The organism is Viridibacillus soli (assembly GCF_016612995.1).
In the GTDB taxonomy this organism is placed as follows: domain Bacteria; phylum Bacillota; class Bacilli; order Bacillales_A; family Planococcaceae; genus Viridibacillus; species Viridibacillus soli.
On the sequence record NZ_JAEOAH010000021.1, the window covers coordinates 1 to 17,952 of the forward strand.

19 protein-coding genes are annotated in these 17,952 nt (G+C 35.8%); 5 read left to right on the forward strand and 14 right to left on the reverse strand.

The features are described from left to right. The 10 genes from JFL43_RS13540 to JFL43_RS13585 all read right to left on the reverse strand — a co-directional run. A partial coding sequence (locus JFL43_RS13540) for a methyl-accepting chemotaxis protein (protein ID WP_200749449.1) occupies positions 1-1,502 on the reverse strand: 1,502 nt, incomplete at its 3' end. Positions 1,503-1,909: 407 nt separating this feature from the next. Next, positions 1,910-2,410: a hypothetical protein gene (locus JFL43_RS13545; protein ID WP_200749450.1), complete on the reverse strand. Its 501-nt coding sequence runs from the start codon at positions 2,408-2,410 to the stop codon at positions 1,910-1,912. 154 nt (positions 2,411-2,564) lie between these two features. After that, positions 2,565-2,786: a YdbC family protein gene (locus JFL43_RS13550; RefSeq protein WP_100795093.1), complete on the reverse strand. Its 222-nt coding sequence runs from the start codon at positions 2,784-2,786 to the stop codon at positions 2,565-2,567. Positions 2,787-2,862: 76 nt separating this feature from the next. Further along, positions 2,863-3,000, reverse strand: a complete 138-nt coding sequence (locus JFL43_RS13555) for a hypothetical protein (protein WP_200749451.1) — start codon at positions 2,998-3,000, stop codon at positions 2,863-2,865. A gap of 47 nt (positions 3,001-3,047) precedes the next feature. Next, complete coding sequence (gene dpaL / locus JFL43_RS13560) at positions 3,048-4,241, reverse strand: diaminopropionate ammonia-lyase (RefSeq protein ID WP_200749452.1); 1,194 nt, start codon at positions 4,239-4,241, stop codon at positions 3,048-3,050. A 709-nt stretch (positions 4,242-4,950) separates the two neighbouring features. Next, positions 4,951-5,754 (reverse strand): alpha/beta hydrolase, encoded by an 804-nt coding sequence (locus JFL43_RS13565; protein WP_234447780.1) that lies wholly within the window; start codon positions 5,752-5,754, stop codon positions 4,951-4,953. An 11-nt stretch (positions 5,755-5,765) separates the two neighbouring features. After that, a complete protein-coding gene (locus tag JFL43_RS13570; RefSeq protein WP_100795095.1) occupies positions 5,766-6,566 on the reverse strand; it encodes an ABC transporter ATP-binding protein in 801 nt (266 codons plus the stop codon). A gap of 15 nt (positions 6,567-6,581) precedes the next feature. Then, a complete protein-coding gene (locus JFL43_RS13575; RefSeq protein WP_407701983.1) occupies positions 6,582-7,613 on the reverse strand; it encodes a FecCD family ABC transporter permease in 1,032 nt (343 codons plus the stop codon). Beyond that, positions 7,606-8,613, reverse strand: coding sequence for a FecCD family ABC transporter permease (locus tag JFL43_RS13580; protein WP_200749494.1), 1,008 nt, complete (start codon positions 8,611-8,613; stop codon positions 7,606-7,608). The genes JFL43_RS13575 and JFL43_RS13580 overlap by 8 nt, the downstream gene beginning before the upstream one ends. Positions 8,614-8,636: 23 nt before the next feature. Then, a complete protein-coding gene (locus JFL43_RS13585; RefSeq protein ID WP_100795096.1) occupies positions 8,637-9,596 on the reverse strand; it encodes an ABC transporter substrate-binding protein in 960 nt (319 codons plus the stop codon). 525 nt (positions 9,597-10,121) lie between these two features. Here JFL43_RS13585 and JFL43_RS13590 point away from each other — a divergent pair. Next, entirely contained in the window at positions 10,122-11,213 is a 1,092-nt protein-coding gene (locus JFL43_RS13590) for a metallophosphoesterase (protein ID WP_100795097.1), read from the forward strand. Positions 11,214-11,311: 98 nt separating this feature from the next. On the opposite strand, the gene bioB is transcribed toward JFL43_RS13590, so the two are convergent. Both bioB and JFL43_RS13600 read right to left on the reverse strand, forming a co-directional pair. Next, complete coding sequence (gene bioB / locus JFL43_RS13595) at positions 11,312-12,313, reverse strand: biotin synthase BioB (protein WP_234447782.1); 1,002 nt, start codon at positions 12,311-12,313, stop codon at positions 11,312-11,314. Continuing rightward, entirely contained in the window at positions 12,310-12,906 is a 597-nt protein-coding gene (locus tag JFL43_RS13600) for a biotin transporter BioY (protein ID WP_100795099.1), read from the reverse strand. The genes bioB and JFL43_RS13600 overlap by 4 nt, the downstream gene beginning before the upstream one ends. Before the next feature lie 280 nt (positions 12,907-13,186). Between JFL43_RS13600 and JFL43_RS13605 the strand changes: the two genes are divergently transcribed. From JFL43_RS13605 to JFL43_RS13620, 4 genes are all read left to right on the forward strand, one after another. Next, positions 13,187-13,522, forward strand: coding sequence for a winged helix-turn-helix domain-containing protein (locus JFL43_RS13605; protein WP_100795100.1), 336 nt, complete (start codon positions 13,187-13,189; stop codon positions 13,520-13,522). A gap of 32 nt (positions 13,523-13,554) precedes the next feature. Beyond that, entirely contained in the window at positions 13,555-14,070 is a 516-nt protein-coding gene (locus tag JFL43_RS13610) for a winged helix-turn-helix domain-containing protein (RefSeq protein WP_200749453.1), read from the forward strand. A 146-nt stretch (positions 14,071-14,216) separates the two neighbouring features. Further along, a complete protein-coding gene (locus tag JFL43_RS13615) occupies positions 14,217-15,554 on the forward strand; it encodes an AAA family ATPase (RefSeq protein WP_200749454.1) in 1,338 nt (445 codons plus the stop codon). Next, complete coding sequence (locus JFL43_RS13620; protein WP_200749455.1) at positions 15,547-16,275, forward strand: hypothetical protein; 729 nt, start codon at positions 15,547-15,549, stop codon at positions 16,273-16,275. The genes JFL43_RS13615 and JFL43_RS13620 overlap by 8 nt, the downstream gene beginning before the upstream one ends. A 54-nt stretch (positions 16,276-16,329) precedes the next feature. On the opposite strand, the gene JFL43_RS13625 is transcribed toward JFL43_RS13620, so the two are convergent. Both JFL43_RS13625 and JFL43_RS13630 read right to left on the reverse strand, forming a co-directional pair. Further along, positions 16,330-17,025: an ABC transporter permease gene (locus JFL43_RS13625; protein ID WP_100795104.1), complete on the reverse strand. Its 696-nt coding sequence runs from the start codon at positions 17,023-17,025 to the stop codon at positions 16,330-16,332. Then, complete coding sequence (locus JFL43_RS13630; RefSeq protein WP_200749456.1) at positions 17,018-17,950, reverse strand: osmoprotectant ABC transporter substrate-binding protein; 933 nt, start codon at positions 17,948-17,950, stop codon at positions 17,018-17,020. Before JFL43_RS13630 ends, JFL43_RS13625 begins: the two co-directional genes overlap by 8 nt. Positions 17,951-17,952 lie beyond the last annotated feature (2 nt).

Sequence of the window (17,952 nt, forward strand, 5' to 3'; positions counted from 1 at the left end):
TGCCGTACGGATTGTAAAATAGCTTTTAAATTTGTGCCAATTGAGCTGACCGCTAGGCTTCCTTCCTTCACTTCAAGTGAACTTTCATTCATCTCTTTTACTACACTTTCTGCAGTGCTACTAAAGATTTGGATATGACTACGAATATCCTCTGCTGAGTTACGTGACATTTCAGCAAGTTTGCGTACTTCATCCGCTACAACTGCAAAACCTTTACCCGATTCACCAGCTCTTGCGGCTTCAATTGCAGCATTTAAAGCTAGTAAATTTGTTTGATCCGCAATACTTGTAATTACTTCAACCATTTCTTCAATCGAACGGAATTTATTGCCCAATTCTGTAACATGCTCTGCCGTTGATAAAACCGACTGCTCCACATTTTGGATTTGGTTAACAACCTCTTGTGATTCCTTCACACTTGATTCTACTAAAGAGGTCATGTCAATCGATTCTTCTGAAATATTCGATGTAGAATCAGCCATTCTCTGAATACCGATGACCATTTCTCCCATTGCATTTATCACTTCACCATTATTTTGCTTCTGCTGCTCACTACCTGATGCAATTTGCAAAATACTATCGGCAACTTCATTATTCGATGTATGAACTGTTTGTGCAGATACACCAATTTGGTCAATTACTTTCTTCAGTTCTTCGGCTGTAAAAAATACCTCTGTAAAAGTACCTTTTAGCTTTGTCAAAGCTCCCGAAAATGCAACTTCAAAACGAGTAATTTCATTGTTCCCTTTAAATTTCACTGACTCTAGTTTTTTCTCAGCACCAACAATATTACCATCTGCAAATTGCACTACAGCTTCCTGCAGAATAGTTAAAGGCTGTAGCGTACTATTAGTATAACGACGAATAAAGAATATTAAAGCCGCTCCGATTAATAAAATAGTGCCTATTGCAATTGGCAGAGTTGACTGTAAAATTTCTGATTTCACAGATTTTACATCATCTGCTGCGATATCAACTCCAATGAGTCCAATTGTCTTACCATCTGCATTTTTCATAGGAACGACTGCAGATAGTAAATCTCCAAAACCTTCAAAGTATTCAATCTCTGAATGATAATGACCATCCTTATTAATTGTATCCATAACGTCATCGTCAAATGTCGGTTCATCAGAACCAATCGACACATCATCAACCTCTTTAGGCCAACCATCGACTAACATTTTTGCGGTTCCACCTTTTTCTACCACCGTCATCGTATATAAATAAAGGACACCATTCTTCTCGCGAATATCGTTCAATTCATCACGTAGCTCCCAATATAAATCAGACTCCACCGGGTTATCCAAAATTCCCTGAAATTTCTCTGCATCTAACTGGGACGCAACATTATTCCCAATACGGACGACCTGACTCCTCATCGTCTTGTCCACTGACTTAGTTGTATTTGAATATAAAGTTAGCGAAAACGCTGCAATTACTAGTGCGATGATAATTACTATAAACACAAAAACTTTATTACTTAACCTAGACATTCCATTCATCCCATACTCTCCTCTACAAGATACCTATAATGAATTTACGTAATAAAAAAAATATCCCTACATATTACCTATAATATACTATTATTCATTGATTTTGAACTACATAAGTTATATTTCTATTGTTTTATAAATTCTTATTATTTTATCTAAACTTATATATAACAATATCTTATATAAATTTCGTTATAAAGTACTAAAATAACTCCTTACTAAAAAACAGTGCGACAGAACATTTGAACAAAGTCAAAAAGAGTTACCCTCCAACTATTAGTGGGTAACTCTTTTTCAATTTGTTCTATTTCGGCACGTACTTATATTTCTTTATCTAAAAATCAGTTGCGGAATACATCGATTTATAGAAAATGATCCTTTCCAGAATTAAACAACATGAGTAAATAAAACACTGCTTATTGGAATATGTAGTTTTCCAATAGCAGTTCAGAATGTTCAATATCCTCCGATAAACTTTGTACTTCTAAATAGTAATCCCCTTCATCTAAGTCTATCGTTTTTTTTATATCTCCATTGCTTTCAGTATCGATCAATAAATTTAGTTTGCTGTATTCAGATTTAGGCTTTTTGCCATACACGATGAATGAATTTTTGTAATGCTCATAGCCTTGTATATCCTCACCAGATTTAACCGCGATTACATTATTTCCATTTAATACGGCAAATCCCAATTTTTCATTTCCTACTCTGAAAAGAACTACTTTATGCGTTTGGTCAATGCTCTTTTCCTTTTCTATATTCTTCACTTTAATTTTATCTTCAGCAAATGCCTCAATTTTTTCTTTTAAGTCGCCTTTATTATGATCTGAAGTTGCTTCTTCACTTGTATTCATATAAAAAACTACACCTACACCACTTACAATAAGCAAAGCTATCGCAAGAAGGATTTTCTTCATCCGTCACGCTCCTGACCCGTTTAAACTGTAAAACACTTATACACTACAATATGAAACGACCCAACTTTTTATGGCAAAAAAAGTGCTGGACTTTATACAATTACACTGCACAAATCCGCACTTTAATGTTGCCATAAACGACATCTTATTCTATTTAAGTATTCAGCCCTTGCAGAGCCTTCTTCAAAGCTTGCAATTCATCTGTACTCAGCGTAATACCCTTGCCCATCTTCGCATGATCCTCAGACCAATCACGTAGATCATACTTTGGCGCACGCCCATTCCAACTAATCAAATTTAATTCCTTTTGCCAACCTTTAGCACCTTCTGAAAGTACTGCGATGTTTTCTACGATTTCGTATTTAAGTTCTGGCATTTGGTTTGCCTCCTCTGTTTTTTCTTTACTTCATAATTTCGAACCATACAGTTAGCTAAAAAGTCTATTTTGACTACTATTCTTTTACTAAGTAATCATAAATATTAGGAGTAAGTGGGTGTTCCATAATCATTTTCATATGAACTACTGACACTGTTTTCCCTTTTTTATTTTCCACTAATTCCATTTGGGCGCTAACGGGGTAACTCATCACAATTACCATTTCCCAAAAATTACTTCAGCAGAGATTGACTGCAATATTTAACCCTCCCAAACAATCCCCCGATAACTTTCCACATCCGTATCTCCTTCAGTACTAATGACTAATACACGTGAGTTTTCATCAAGTGAAATGTCTGCACAAGCACTCGCATTATATTTTCTTAAATAATATAGCAATCCAAGTGTCACTGCTCCTGATTCTCCCGAGATGATGGTCGGGTCTCCTTGTAGCGGATTGCCGTAAATGCGCATACCGAGTGCAGCTACGGCATCAGGGCATGAGAAGGTGGCAGTGGCGTATTGTCGAAGGATGCGGAAGGCTCTAGTGTTTGGTTCGCCACATGCCAGCCCTGCCATAATTGTTGTCAAGTCTCCTCCTACAATTTCCCTTGTAGCTTCTGGTGTTATGAAGGACTTGTAGTAGCAATCGGCTTGATTGGGTTCTACGATAACAATTGTTGGTGGATTATCGGGGTATTTTGCAAAGAAAAAGGCTGCAATTGCTGCTGCAAATGAGCCAACTCCCGCTTGTAAGAAAATATGGGTTGGTAGTTGACCACCATCTTGCTCTAGCTGCTCCGTGATTTCCTTTGCCATTGTGGCATAACCTTGCATAATCCAAAGTGGGATGTCTTCATACCCCTCCCAAGCTGTATCTTGAACCATAATCCAGTTGTTTTGTTCAGCAAGTTCTGCACACATGCGAACGGTGTCATCATAGTTCATCTCTGTGATGTCGGCTGTGGCTCCTTCATTTCTAATAGCTTGCAGACGTTGTTTTGACGATCCCTTTGGCATATAAACGATAGCAGACTGACCTAATTCTCTTGCTGCCCATGCAATGCCCCGCCCGTGATTGCCATCTGTTGCTGTAATGAATGTTAAGTTACCTATCTTTTCTTTCAACTCTGCTGATTGCAGCATTTCAAAAGAAAGATTTTCAATATCCATTTCTAATCGTTCGGCAATATATTTTCCGATGGAGTAAATACCACCCATTACTTTAAAAGCATTGAGACCGAATCGATAGGATTCATCTTTAACCCGGATATCTGAGACATTTAAATAGTTGGCTAATTGTCCGAGTTGATGTAGTGGAGTTTCTGTATAAGCCGGGTGTGTTTTTTGAAATGCATGAACATTTGAGATATTTGTGGCTTCGAAATACTGGAGTTCTTCCATACTATAAGTTGGTGAATAGAAATTGTTTTTTACCCATTTTACTTTTTCCATATGAATCTCCCTTTTTACATTTATTATATAATTTTAGGCGTGTTAATCAACCAATTTTAACCATTATCAATAAAGTGGTAGGTTGATTTCCGCTACGGGATACTCGCTTTCCGCTACAATCAACTAAAAAACGGAATAACATATGTTAGTATTGAACATAAAAAAAACATTTTAACGGTAAATAGCAACCTAATATTCCCCTAATCAACATACCTGATATAATTTAATTATAACAAATAGATGGATGTTAGATACTTTCGTTTAACCATGGAATAAACAATCTATTACTGATAAATGAGGAACTAATTCCATAATCACGGGACAAAACAAAACCACATTTTTGTTGAAATTTAGATATAGTTATACACAATCACCTAGAAGATGTAACTATCTGAATAAGGGAGCTTTCCTAATAATCAATATTAGAATCACGGAGATATCTTCGTTTTAAAAAATAAAAGGAGCGTCTCTAAGTCAAAAATAGACTTAGAGATAGCCCCATTGAAAAGTTTATATTTTTCACACAATGCGCATAGTACTGAAAATAGGACAAGGTATGCAAACTTCTTCGATTTACCCACCATTCAAACACAAACTCCAAGGTGAGGTTTCGCCAAAATCATCCTAATAGAATGCCCTAACTTAACTGACATGCTACAGACCAATGTTTATAAATCATGTCCAAATCGCAGTTATTTCAAAATCTTTACTAGTATTTACTTGCAAAGCGGATTACTCTACTCATGACTGTAGGCACGACAGATGCATGATTTTCTTCCGGAGCACAATAGAATTCACATTCCACATGGGCTTGTTGATCCTCTTTTAACTTGTTTACTACTTGTATTGCATCATCGACCATAAATCTCTCACATTCACCTACTGCAACAAAAAGGTGCCTTTTCTCATACTCTTTCAATTGGTTAAGAAACTGTTCCATATAAGTTAAAATTTCATGATCATTCCACCAGATTGATGGACTTAAAGCAAGATAAGTCTGGAAAGCATTTTGTTTTGTAAAGAGTGTCCATAATGTAAATAAACCGCTAAGAGAATGTCCAAACAATGCTTGTTTCTCTTTATTAATAGTATAGCGGCCTTCTATTTCAGGCTTTAACTCTAACTCGATGAAATCAAGAAAACTCTGTGCTCCTCCGTGGTTACCAATATCGAAACCTTTTAGACGATCTGGATAAACATACTCTTCTGCAGGTGCAGTAAAGTCATAGAATCGTCGTTTGGATGCTTCCTTATCCTTTTCTTGATGCCCAATGCCTACAACAATAGCTTCATTTACTAAAGTTTTTGGCTCATTTTTAGATTGCAAGCGTACAACATCTTGTGCAAATTGGAAGTATGAGTTTCCATCTAGTATATAAATAACAGGGTAACCATCTATAGGTGGCGAGGATTTAGGCAAGGACACTTTTATATCATATGAATAATCCATTTTATTGGAATAGTATAACCATTGTTCTGTATTATCTTGAGTAATTTTACTTACTGTCTTCATTAAGATCCTCCCTATTCCTGCTCTAGAAATGTATCATATCCAAAACACACTGGAGCCCCGTTTTCAGGGTCAATCATGATGCGTGCATCGATACTGAATACTTGCTTTAATACATCTTTTGCTAGAATTTCTTTCGGCGAACCAACAGTAACGATTTCTCCTTCTTTCATTGCGATTATTTCATGAGAAAAACGAGCCGCATGATTGATATCATGTAATACCATTATCACGGTGCAATGATGCTCTTTATTTAGACGCTCTACAATCTTTAGTACTTCAAGTTGGTGCGCAAGATCTAAATAAGTCGTTGGTTCATCCAACAGCAAAATACTTGTTTCTTGTGCAAGAGCCATCGCTAGCCATACCTTTTGGCGTTGACCACCTGAAAGTTGGGCAATTTCACGGTCACGAAAAGCAGTCGTTTTCGTTATATCCATTGCCCACTCAATCACTTCAATATCTTTACTCGATAAAGTGCCTACGTTTTTTCGATGAGGAAAGCGACCATAAGAAATAAGTTCTTCCACTTTTAATTGTAAAGGCGCTTCTGGATTTTGAGATAGAAGCGCTAGTTGCTTTGCAATTTCCTTAGTCGAAATCAACTTCATGTCTTGTTCCTGCAAAAAAACTTCACCACTTTGTTGCTTTAAAATACGCCCAATTGTTTTCAATAAGGTAGATTTACCACAACCATTCGGACCTATAATTGTTGTTATTTGCCCTGCTTTAATTGTCGTATTCAAGTCTGAGAAAACAGTGAACTTTTCATAACCTGTCGTTAACTTTTGCGCTCTAATAATATTTGACACCATCTATTGGTTCTCCTTTTACGCTTTTGATTTAACTAATAAATATAGAAAATAAGGAACACCAATAATTGCCACAATGATACCTACTGGAATTTCTGCAGGAGCGAAAACTGTTTTTGCAATGTAATCAGAAAAAATGACTAACAGCATTCCAACTGCCGCGCTCGTAGGAATGACATAACGATGCTGTATACCAACAAGCTGTCTAGCGATATGAGGAGCCATCAATCCGATAAAGGAAATACTACCTGATACGGCCACACATGCACTAATCACACCAATACTGCATAAAAGCAATATCGATTTCTCTTTTTCAATTTCAATACCAAGACTTTTAATGGTTGCTTCTTCAAGCTGTAAATAATCTAATAAATAAGCTTTTTTGTAGATTACGGGTATTAAAATTAGAAGCCAGGGTAACATGGCAACGATGAAAATCCAGTTTGCATTATAAATACTTCCAGTCATCCAAACTGTCGCCATTTCAAAATCGCTTTCACGCATTTTCAGAGATATATACATTGAAAGAGCACCAAATCCTGAACTAATGGCAATACCCGTTAAAATTAGGCGCTGCGTATCCAATTTTCCATTTCTCCACGAAAAGCTATATATGATAATTGCAGCAATTACCCCTCCAACAAATCCAAACAAAGGCATCAATAAGATTGATAACCAATTGGAGCTACTAGATGCAACTAGCTGCATGTGAAAAAGAAACATGAATATTACAATAGAAGTACCCGCACCAGCGTTGATACCTAATATCCCTGGATCAGCTAGGCCGTTTCTTGTGATACCTTGAATAACCGTACCTGCGATTCCTAATCCAAGACCTACAAGCGCCGCAATAACAATTCGCGGAAGGCGAAATTGAAAGATGACTAAATCAAAATCATTGTTTGGATTAATTCGTAACAATGTTGTGACAACATCTTTAATCGACATATCGAAGGTGCCATTTGTAATATGAATGTACATAGCTATAAAAATAAGCGAAATAGCAGCAGAAGACGTCATCAAAAAGCGTTTACGATATTGTTTATGCACGACTATCTCCTCCTCTCGTACGAATTAAATAGAGGAAGAAAGGTACACCAATTAACGATGTAACGACACCAACTGGTGTTTCAAACGGAAAGTTAATGAAGCGACTACCCACGTCACAAAGTGCTAAAAATACCCCTCCAATAATCGCAGAGCAAGGAATAACAAAGCGATAATCAACACCTACAATAAATCTCGTAATATGTGGAATAATCAATCCTACAAAGCCAATTTTCCCAACGAGCGCCACTGCAGTCCCAGTTAAACAGATGACTATCAATATACTAATAAACTTTACCCATTTTGTACGCTGGCCAAGACTAATCGAAATATCTTCACCAAGTGATAAAATAGTAATTGATTTAGCAATATACAGGGCTAATAGAAGTCCAACTAAACCAAATGGTATGGCCAGTAAAAGAATGTCGGGGTCCACTTTATGAATTTTCGCATTGTACCAAAAACTTATGTTTTGTGAAATTTGAAAGTATGTAGCAAGTGCAGCTGATATACTGCTCAAAAATGTTCCAATAACTGTACCGATAATGGCCAATCTTACAGGAGATAGACCATTTCTCATAAAGGAACCAAAACCAAATACAATCCCTGCTCCAACAGCTGAACCAACCATAGAGAAAATGATTAGATTGAAATTAGACATATCAGGATAAAAGATCATACAAATTGTGATTACAAATGCTGAACCATCCGTTACACCCATAATAGAAGGGGAAGCAAGATAATTTCTTGTCATCCCCTGCATAATAGCACCTGATATTGCGAGAAATGCTCCTACAAGCAGAGCAGCAAAGACGCGTGGCAAACGGGATTGCATGATAATATTATGGTCAACATTTCCCGAATCAAATTGTGTAATGGCTAGCCAAATTGTCGTGATATCAATATCCTTTGTGCCGTATAAGATTGATAATGCAATAGTAATTACGATGAAGAGTGGTGCGGTACCTATAATTAGAATTGGTACAAATTTAGATTTCTTTATTTCATTAATCATAGACTTACACATTATTTCGATAGATTTTCAACAGCTACATTTAAGAATTTTTCTTTACTCCAAGCTGTACCACCTTGTGCCATAGGTTCTACTACATTCACAAATACTTTGTCGTTTTTAGCAGCTTTAATGCTCTTGAAGATAGGGTTTTTTAATACATCATCTAATGCAGCAGTTTTTCCATCATTTTCGCTTTTCTCGAATTGCAAGAAAATAATATCAGGATTTACATCAGCCAAAGTTTCAATTGAGATCTCTTCTTGAGCAGCAGTTTTAGTAATTAGTTCAGGAACTTCTAATCCCAAATCCTCATAAATAACGGGATTCAAATACACACCAGCTGGATAAACAAACATGCTATTGGCACGGATACGTATTACAAACACATTCTTGTCTTTAACATTTTCAGCAACTTTAGTTTTTGCAGCTTCTGCATCTGTTTTGTAATCGTTAATAATTTTTTCCGCTTCAGATTCTTTACCTGTCAACTTACCCATTAAGAGTAGATTATCTTCCCAATCCGTAGAAATATGTGATACGGGAATCATCGTTCCAATTTTATTTAACTGCCCAACCACTTCATCTGGATATTTTGATGAACCTAAAATAACATCTGGCTTTAATTTTAAAATAGTTTCATAGTTCGGTTGCATTTTTTCACCAATTGAAGTTGCACCTGCTAAATCAGTAGCAAGGTATTCTGGTAGTTTACCAGCAGTTGTTACCGCTCCAAGTGGCTTTACACCAAGTACTGCTGCATCTTCCATAGATTCTAAACTTGCAGCAATAATATTATTTACTTTAGATGGTAAAGTATATGATTTATCTAGATATGTAATTGTTTGTTCTTTTGAAGCTGCTTCTTCCGTTTCTGCTGCTTTACTATCCTCTTTTTTCGGTGTTGTTTCTTTTCCTCCACAAGCTACTAAAAATACTGCTAATCCAAATATCCAAAATTTATTCATTTTCATCAGACAATTCTCCTTTATTTATCAATTGATATAAGTAGGCCTACCTATATATCCATAAACACTGATAATGATTATCAATATCAGTGTTTTTTCAATATAACCTTTTCTAAACAAAGTGTCAACAATAATAGTAAATTATGTTAAATTAAATAATTCTAGCTAGTACTTTCTAATAGTTGGTAATTTCTATAATTCTGGAGCTTACTCACATTAGAAAGCTCTACAACATGCATATTTTTGTACCAATTCCACAATTCATTCATTACCATTTCTCATATTGGCTTACATCTAGCAACACTATCTCCATTCAATTGAAAAACGTTCTTTCTACCCTAAAAACCAAGTTTATTTGAAAAATAAATTAATATTATTAACATGAAGAGAAGATTTGTCCTTTACTTGCCTCCAAAAATTGATTAGACTACAACACAATAAGTGAGATAAAATTGTGTTTTTGGGCAGGATTTACGGCGTAAATTATTGAATAGATAGGACTATTACGTTTACAAAAAAGAGGAATGATTCATGATGAAAGTAAAGAAGGTTCATTTAGAAAACGAAAAACGAGTCATTATTATTTCTGATATCCATGCGAGTTTAGGTTTATTTAAAAGATTGCTTAGTAAAGTTCATTACATAACAGATGACTATTTAATAATAAATGGTGATCTCTGTGAAAAAGGTATTAATAGCTTGGAAACCATTGAATATGTTAGAGCATTATGTGAAAGTTCGCCAAATGTGTATGTGACAAAAGGAAATTGTGACGTTATTTTTCATCTTGTAGAAAATAATGATCAAAAGATTATCCCTTATATTGAAAGAAGAAATTCCATTTTAAAGGAGATGCTAACTTTTCATCATAAGTCATTAGACGATTTTGAAAATCTACAGCAATTAGCAATTTATTATCGCCAGCATTTCGGAGAAACATTAACTTGGCTTGAACAATTACCAAATGTCATTGAAACAGAAAATTTCATAGTCGTTCATGCAGGGATTGAAAATAAAGCCAATTGGCAGCAAACAGATGAGACAATTGCATTGTATGCAGACTCTTTTTATGAAAAAGGTCATCAAGTTGATAAAATGGTAATTGTTGGACATTGGCCAGTCGTAAATTATAGAGCCGATCAAATAACTTCACATGGAGCGTTAATCGATTGGGATAAGAAAATCACTTCATTAGACGGTGGAAACCAAATAAAAAAAGATGGACAATTAAACGCCTTAATTATTCAAGATGACACGTATACATCTTGTTATGTTGACGATTTATCAGATAAGGCCATTATAAAAAAAGATTATATCGATACAAAAAAACGAATGGGTACAGTCACATATCCAAACTATGGAATGAAAATCATTCAACAAGAAAAGTATTTTACACTTTGTGAAAATATCAATATCCATCGTCAACAATGGATTAAGAATGAATATTTAGAAATTGTAGATGGCAAAGCGAATTGTACTGATGATCTTAGTGCAACTTTTCTGTCAGTAAAAGCCTTAGAAACGGTGTGGATTGTGGATAATTCGACTGCCGGGTATATACTGATCAAAAATTCGAATGGTGAGGTTGGATGGATTCCTAGAGATTGTGTAGTTGAGGATTAGCTCATGTGATGGAAATACTTATTTAAATTATATATATATCGAATATAAAATCCCCTCTAGTAGTAATCTACTTAGAGGGGATTTTCATTTATAGCAGGCTAGTTTGCTTGCAGTTCACGTTGCAACGGCTCTAAATCTATTTCAAATCCTAAGTCTTCAAGCATTTGACGGTCTTTTTCTCCTGCTTGTCCTTCTGTTGTTAAGTAATCTCCAAGGAAAATAGAGTTTGCTGGGTATAAGCTAAGTGGCTGTAGCGTACCAAGATTCACTTCCCGACCACCAGATACTCGAATTTCTTTTGATGGGTTGATAAAGCGGAATAGGCATAATACTTTTAGACAATAGCGAGGGTTTAGCTCATGTGTCCCCTCTAACGGTGTACCATCTACCGCATTTAAAAAGTTTACTGGGATTGAATCCGCATCTAATGCGTGTAGGCTACGTGCCATTGCTATTACATCTTGTTTTGTTTCTCGCATACCGACAATAACTCCTGAGCACGGTGAAATTCCCGCTTCTTTTGCGAGTTCAACCGTTCTCACACGATCATCATATGTATGTGAAGTCGTAATATTTTCATGATGATTGGCAGACGTATTAATATTGTGATTATAGCGATCAACACCTGCTTCCTTTAACCTTTTCGCTTGCTCTGGCTTTAAAATACCTAGGCATGCACAGACAGTCATATCACTATGCTTTTCTTTAATTTCCTTTACAGAGTCTACTACAATATCAATTTCTCTATTTACAGGGCCACGACCGCTTGCAACGATACAATATGTACCTACATTTAGGGATGCTGCACGGTCTGCTCCTGCAATGATTTCGTCTTGCTTCATCATTGCATATTTTTCGATTGGTGCCTTTGAAATAATTGACTGTGAGCAGTATCCACAATTTTCTGGACAAAGACCTGATTTTGTATTAATGATCATATTAAGCTTCACTTTATTACCATAATAATGTTTACGAATTTGAAAAGTAGCATGTAATAGCGGCAGTAAATTTTCATCTGGGCTTTCCAGTATTGCCAATGCTTCTGTATCTGTCAGTTGATAACCTTCTAATACTTGCTGTGCTAACGCTTCATAATTCATCTTAATTTCCCCACTTTCAATACTTTTTGTAATCGATGGCCAAATACACCCGCAAAGACGGCTAATATTAAATCCTTTGGTAATGGTGGCATCATCCAAAGCCATGCCATTGTGTAAGAAAAGCCTTTTGGTGCCCCTGCCCCAAGCATATATGCGGCATACATCCAATTGGTTCCAAGTAAATAACTAATGATTGTCCCAACCAATGCCGCTGTGATGTACATTTTTTTCGAACGATTATGCTCGACCATCTTTCCAACGATGAAAGCCACTAAAATAAACGTAACGATAAAGCCAAATGTCGGAGTTAGAATTTGTGCAAGACCTCCCCTAAAACTTGCGAAAACAGGAGCTCCTGCTAAACCGATTAACATGTATACCGTGATCGAAATCGCACCTAATCGACTCCCTAACACCAGTCCCGCTAATATGGCGAAGAATGCTTGTAATGTAATCGGTACCCCGCCCACTACCAAAAACGGGGCGAAGGAAGTAATATTGGCTCCAATCATCATTAATGTTGCAAATAATGCACAATACACTAAATCCACTGTTCTCAATGCACTTTTAGTGCCCACTGTATTTGTTGTCATATTACACCTCTGTATATTTATTTATGTATTAATCTATAGTAAAAAAATATACAGTTTGTGTCAACTTAAAATTAAATCAAGTTAACGTAAGTGTGATTTTGAAGGGTTTTAAGATTCTGAAAATTAAAGCGTTACATAATAGTAATAAATAAAATTTTATTTTCATGCATAATGTACTACAACGCATTACATTGTCGACTAATGTGTTCAGTTGTGATACAATGTATACAAGAGCAGCTACTAAAATTGCTTCTATTATTTAATAGGGGGCTATTCATTTATGTCAAATGTCAATGTTGCAACGCCAGAGGTCAGCTTACCAGATCGTAAAATTATCGCAAATCGCCTTTTTGAATTTCTTTATTTAAAAGAAAGACAGGTACAGATTCAAGACGTTTATAAAGCTATGGCCAATGTGTTCCAACTGACTACTGCACAACAGGCGCTTACTCAAAAAAGTGGAGCAAGCCTTTTCGAAAATGAAGTTAGAAGCGCACATACAGAATTAAAGAAAAAAGAATATGCATCAACAACTGCAAAACGTGGCTATTGGAGCATTAGCGAAAGAGGCAAAAAAGTTTATCTCCATTCTCGCCTAAAAAAATTCAATCAATAAATCGATATAATCGGCTTCCAGGGGGATAACATATGTCAAAGGAGCAATATCATGCCGGTAACTCGTTAACTTTACGACTTCGAAAAAACGATGAGGGCATTATGAGATGGGCCGGTGCTCAATCTGAAATCGGTGATTCTATTCGATTCTTAATCGAGCAGGAAATACAGAGAAATGGATATAAGGACTTGTCCTTAGAGATCAAGAACAAACGTCCAATCCTTCCTACATCTACAGACATAGAGCCATATTTACTAGCTTATTTATATAAGCGTAATGAACCTGTAGCTATCAGTGAAGCTTATGAGGAAATGCGTGAAGTATTCAATATTACTGAGGATCAAGCACGTATTACAGTGCGCGATGGTCAAGAGCCCCAATGGAAAAATAACGTTCGTTGGGCTAGCCAGCAGCTGAATATTAAAGACTTTGTCCGAAAAGATTCCAAACACGGCTATTGGGAGATTTCTGAAGAAGGTAAAATATATTACGACAAAACAAAAAATAATATGACTATGCAAAAAGAGGTTGCTCAGAAGCCAAGTTAATTGGCTATTGGCAACCTCTTTTTTATATCATTGAACTATAAACCCTAAATAACGACACTCCGAATTTTCTGTTTTATAATTAGAATTAGTATATTTTTTACCCTTTATCTATATAATATAAACATTCCGGTTCTAGGAGGAAGTACATGAAACCGATTATTAAAGTTTTAGATGTCACATTAAATAAGCTGAAAAACGTGAAATACGGAACATTTCATATCGATACTCATTTTGACACTTTGGACGAGGCCAATGTTATTGGATTTTACGGGCAAAATGGTTCAGGGAAAACTGCTGTTGTACAAGCCTTTCAACTTTTAGCAATGCTCCTAAAAGGCGGGCAAAATGAAAAGCTCCCTGATATTCATCATCTCCATATTTACTACGGAGAGCCATCACTACAACTTAACTTTCAATTTTTAGTGAAAAATGATTATGGCGAATTTTTCTTAAAATACGGTGTTTCTCTTGTTAAAGGTGAGAGAAGATTAAATGTAATGGCAGAAAATTTAAGCTATCGAGAAAATAAACGTGGAAAACGATTCAAAAATATTATTTCAAAAAATGAAGATGATATTACTATTCGCACTACAGCTCACCCCTCTTTAAATGAAAATGATCGCGTCAAAGTATTAGTTGCTAATCATCTATCAAAGGAAAACAATTCTTCATTTATTTTTAGAAAAGAAGTTAGAAATATTCTTCCTAATTACCTAGATGAAGCAGAAATGACACTCATTCAAAATATCATTTATGACTTCAAGAGAGATTTGCATATCATCGATAATACGCAGTACGGAAATCTAATCTCAAATATTACAATGCCTTTTCATATCCATCTCGAAAATAAACGCGGAGTCATTCCTTCTAAATTAGAAGATACAACATTGCTGCCAAAAGCGCTGTTTGATGCCATGAAGGAATTAATAGAACAGACGAATATCGTACTCAAAATGCTTATTCCTGGATTACAAATTAAAATCCACGTCATTCATACACAGAAAATGAATGACGGATCTGATGGGGTACTCGTTGAATTTCTATCTCGAAAAGGCGATATTGAGCTACCTTTGAAGTGTGAATCTGAAGGTACATTGAAAATTATTTCTATTTTAAGTACGCTCATTGCGGTTTATAACAACCCAAATGCTTGTGTTGTCATTGATGAATTAGATGCTGGTGTATTTGAATACTTATTAGGCGAGCTACTTGAAATTATTAATGAAAATGGCTCAGGCCAATTAATTTTCACTTCTCATAACTTAAGAATTCTAGAGGTGTTACCTATTCATGAATTATGGTTCACTACTACTAATGAGGAAAATCGGTATATGCAATTAAAGGGTGTCAAAAAGCTCAATAATCCAAGAGATGTCTACTTGCGTGCAGTGCAGTTAGGTGGTCAAGATGAGGATATTTATAAAGAAACGAATTCTTATGATATAAAAAGAGCATTTAGAAAAGCGGGCATTGTGAATGAGTAAACAGGCAAAAAAAGTTGTCTTGCTGCTAGTGGAAGGTGCCTGTGAAGAAGCATTATTATATGACCGAATAAGAACATTGTTTACTAACAATGAAATAAGATTCGACATTATTAAAGGCGATATTTTAGGCGACTTAAAACAAAAAAACGCCCATATAAAAAATTTAGTCGGTGATCGTGTCAAAAATTATATTAATAAAATGAAATTGGGTACTACAGATATTTTATCAATTATTCAAATTGCAGATACAGATGGCTGCTTTATCGAGGAATCTGCGGTTGTCATTAATGACAACCAAGAAAAACTTACACTTTATAATGCTACTACGATTAGCGTCCCAAATAGCAACCAGCAACAGAAGATTATCGAAAGAAACAAATTAAAAAGCAAAAACATCCATACAATGCGAACGCTAAATTCAATCTTATCAGGCAAAGTAAATTATCAGTTGTACTATTTTTCGCGTGCACTTGAGCATGTTCTCTTTAACGAAGCCAACCCAGAAACACGCTATAAAGTACGTGAGGTAGAAGACTTTTTAGAGCGGTCACAAATGCCAATTGAAGATTTTCTATCCTATTTTCTACCAAATTTTTCTACCTCAACATTAGACGAAAAGTATCTAGAAAGTTGGAAAAACATTTCTACGGACGTAGCCTCATTGGATAGATCTACAAATGTTTCGTTGTTATTTGATTATTTAAAAACGATGAATGATTAATAAATAAAAGCCTTGAAAACCGATGATGTAATTTGCGGTTTCAAGGCTTTTATTTTACTCAGTCAAACTTTGTACTGTTGGTGTTGTTGCTTTTTTATGGCGTTTTACTGGATCCAATTTACGCTCAATAAAGCTAAGTAGAACGTCTGTAATAATTGCCATAAAAGCTGTTGGGATTGCACCTGCAAGGATGATGGCTGTACCGTCCGTGGCGTTTGTACCACGGATGATAATATCACCGAGACCACCTGCTCCGATAAAGGCGCCAATTGCTGTAATTCCGATCGCAACGACAAGAGCGATACGAATACCCGCAATAATAACGGATAGTGATAATGGTAGCTCAATCATATAAAGTACTTGTAAGCGCGTCATACCCATTCCTTTACCGGAATCGATGAGATCCTTATTAATATTATTAATACCTGTGTAAGTATTTTTAATAATCGGTAGTAATGAATATAGGAAAACGGTCATAATCACTGTTGATTTACCTAGTCCCATGCCGAGCATAAGGATTGCCAGTAAGGCCAATGCAGGAATCGTCTGAATAATATTTGCTATCGTAATGATGAAGCCTGCTAACTTACTGTATTTTGAAATCAGTATGCCTAGTGGAATACCGACAATGGCTGCCAGTAAAACACCATAAATGGAGATTAGGAAATGTGTGATAAATTGCTCAAATACATAGGAGCCATTTTCAGAGAAGTAGTAAAAAAATTGTTCAAATGTATTTAAATCACTCATTCTTTTCCTCTCCTTCTTCAGCTTCAAAATAATTATGTTCTTCTAGAAATTTTTCGGCTACGATGGCAGGTTCTACTAAATTGTTGTCTGCTTCGTAGTTAAGCTTTTGCATTTGCTCTGTGGAGATTTTGCCGATTAATTTTTCGATTGCGACTTTTACTTCTGGTTTTGCTTCTAATAATTCGTTTACAGCAAGCGTACTGGCATCATAAGGTGGAAAGAATTGTCGGTCATCCTCTAGTACTACAAGATCATAACTTGCAATCCGACCGTCTGTTGTATAACCGAGAATAACATCCATTTTGCCAGCTTCTACTGCATCATAAACAAGTCCAATTTGCATTGGATAAACGTCTTTAAAATCAAAGCCATACGTTTCCACAAAATCTTTATAACCATCGCCTACACGGTTGATCCATGAGTTATCGACACCTGCTTGTAAGTCTTTTGCTATAGCTTTTAAGTCACTCACTTTTTTCAAATTATGCTTTTCGGCCATCTCACGTGTGACCATGAAAGCATATGTATTCGCAAAACCATATGAGTCAAAGAACGTTTGATTGTAACGCTCTTGGAATGCTTTTTGTACAATGTCCATCGCTTTTTTAGGATCTTTTATGGGTTCTTCTTTTAAAGCGCCCGTAAGATCGGTCCCTGTATAACGCGTTGACGAAATATTAGCGTCACCGTTAATCATCGCTTGATGCAGGACGACACTTGAGCCAAGATTGTTGATCATCTCAACCTTTTCATCTGTATCATGTTCAATCATTAGCTTCAACATATTCGCCATGATTTTACTTTCTGAAGTTGTGACAGAAGCAATTTTCACTGCGTTGTCATCACCTGAATCCGTCAGCGAACAAGCGGATAAACATAACAGCGCCATAATCAGGATAATCATTATTAGTCGTTTACGTTTCATAA

Excerpts from the sequence above, each read along its gene's own strand:
- JFL43_RS13545 (WP_200749450.1), bottom strand. The coding sequence starts at position 2,410 with ATGAAGAAAATCCTTCTTGCGATAGCTTTGCTTATTGTAAGTGGTGTA.
- JFL43_RS13550 (WP_100795093.1), bottom strand. The coding sequence starts at position 2,786 with ATGCCAGAACTTAAATACGAAATCGTAGAAAACATCGCAGTACTTTCA.
- dpaL (WP_200749452.1), bottom strand. The coding sequence starts at position 4,241 with ATGGAAAAAGTAAAATGGGTAAAAAACAATTTCTATTCACCAACTTAT.
- JFL43_RS13565 (WP_234447780.1), bottom strand. The coding sequence starts at position 5,754 with ATGAAGACAGTAAGTAAAATTACTCAAGATAATACAGAACAATGGTTA.
- JFL43_RS13570 (WP_100795095.1), bottom strand. The coding sequence starts at position 6,566 with ATGGTGTCAAATATTATTAGAGCGCAAAAGTTAACGACAGGTTATGAA.
- JFL43_RS13585 (WP_100795096.1), bottom strand. The coding sequence starts at position 9,596 with ATGAAAATGAATAAATTTTGGATATTTGGATTAGCAGTATTTTTAGTA.
- JFL43_RS13590 (WP_100795097.1), top strand. The coding sequence starts at position 10,122 with ATGATGAAAGTAAAGAAGGTTCATTTAGAAAACGAAAAACGAGTCATT.
- bioB (WP_234447782.1), bottom strand. The coding sequence starts at position 12,313 with ATGAATTATGAAGCGTTAGCACAGCAAGTATTAGAAGGTTATCAACTG.
- JFL43_RS13600 (WP_100795099.1), bottom strand. The coding sequence starts at position 12,906 with ATGACAACAAATACAGTGGGCACTAAAAGTGCATTGAGAACAGTGGAT.
- JFL43_RS13605 (WP_100795100.1), top strand. The coding sequence starts at position 13,187 with ATGTCAAATGTCAATGTTGCAACGCCAGAGGTCAGCTTACCAGATCGT.
- JFL43_RS13610 (WP_200749453.1), top strand. The coding sequence starts at position 13,555 with ATGTCAAAGGAGCAATATCATGCCGGTAACTCGTTAACTTTACGACTT.
- JFL43_RS13615 (WP_200749454.1), top strand. The coding sequence starts at position 14,217 with ATGAAACCGATTATTAAAGTTTTAGATGTCACATTAAATAAGCTGAAA.
- JFL43_RS13620 (WP_200749455.1), top strand. The coding sequence starts at position 15,547 with ATGAGTAAACAGGCAAAAAAAGTTGTCTTGCTGCTAGTGGAAGGTGCC.
- JFL43_RS13625 (WP_100795104.1), bottom strand. The coding sequence starts at position 17,025 with ATGAGTGATTTAAATACATTTGAACAATTTTTTTACTACTTCTCTGAA.
- JFL43_RS13630 (WP_200749456.1), bottom strand. The coding sequence starts at position 17,950 with ATGAAACGTAAACGACTAATAATGATTATCCTGATTATGGCGCTGTTA.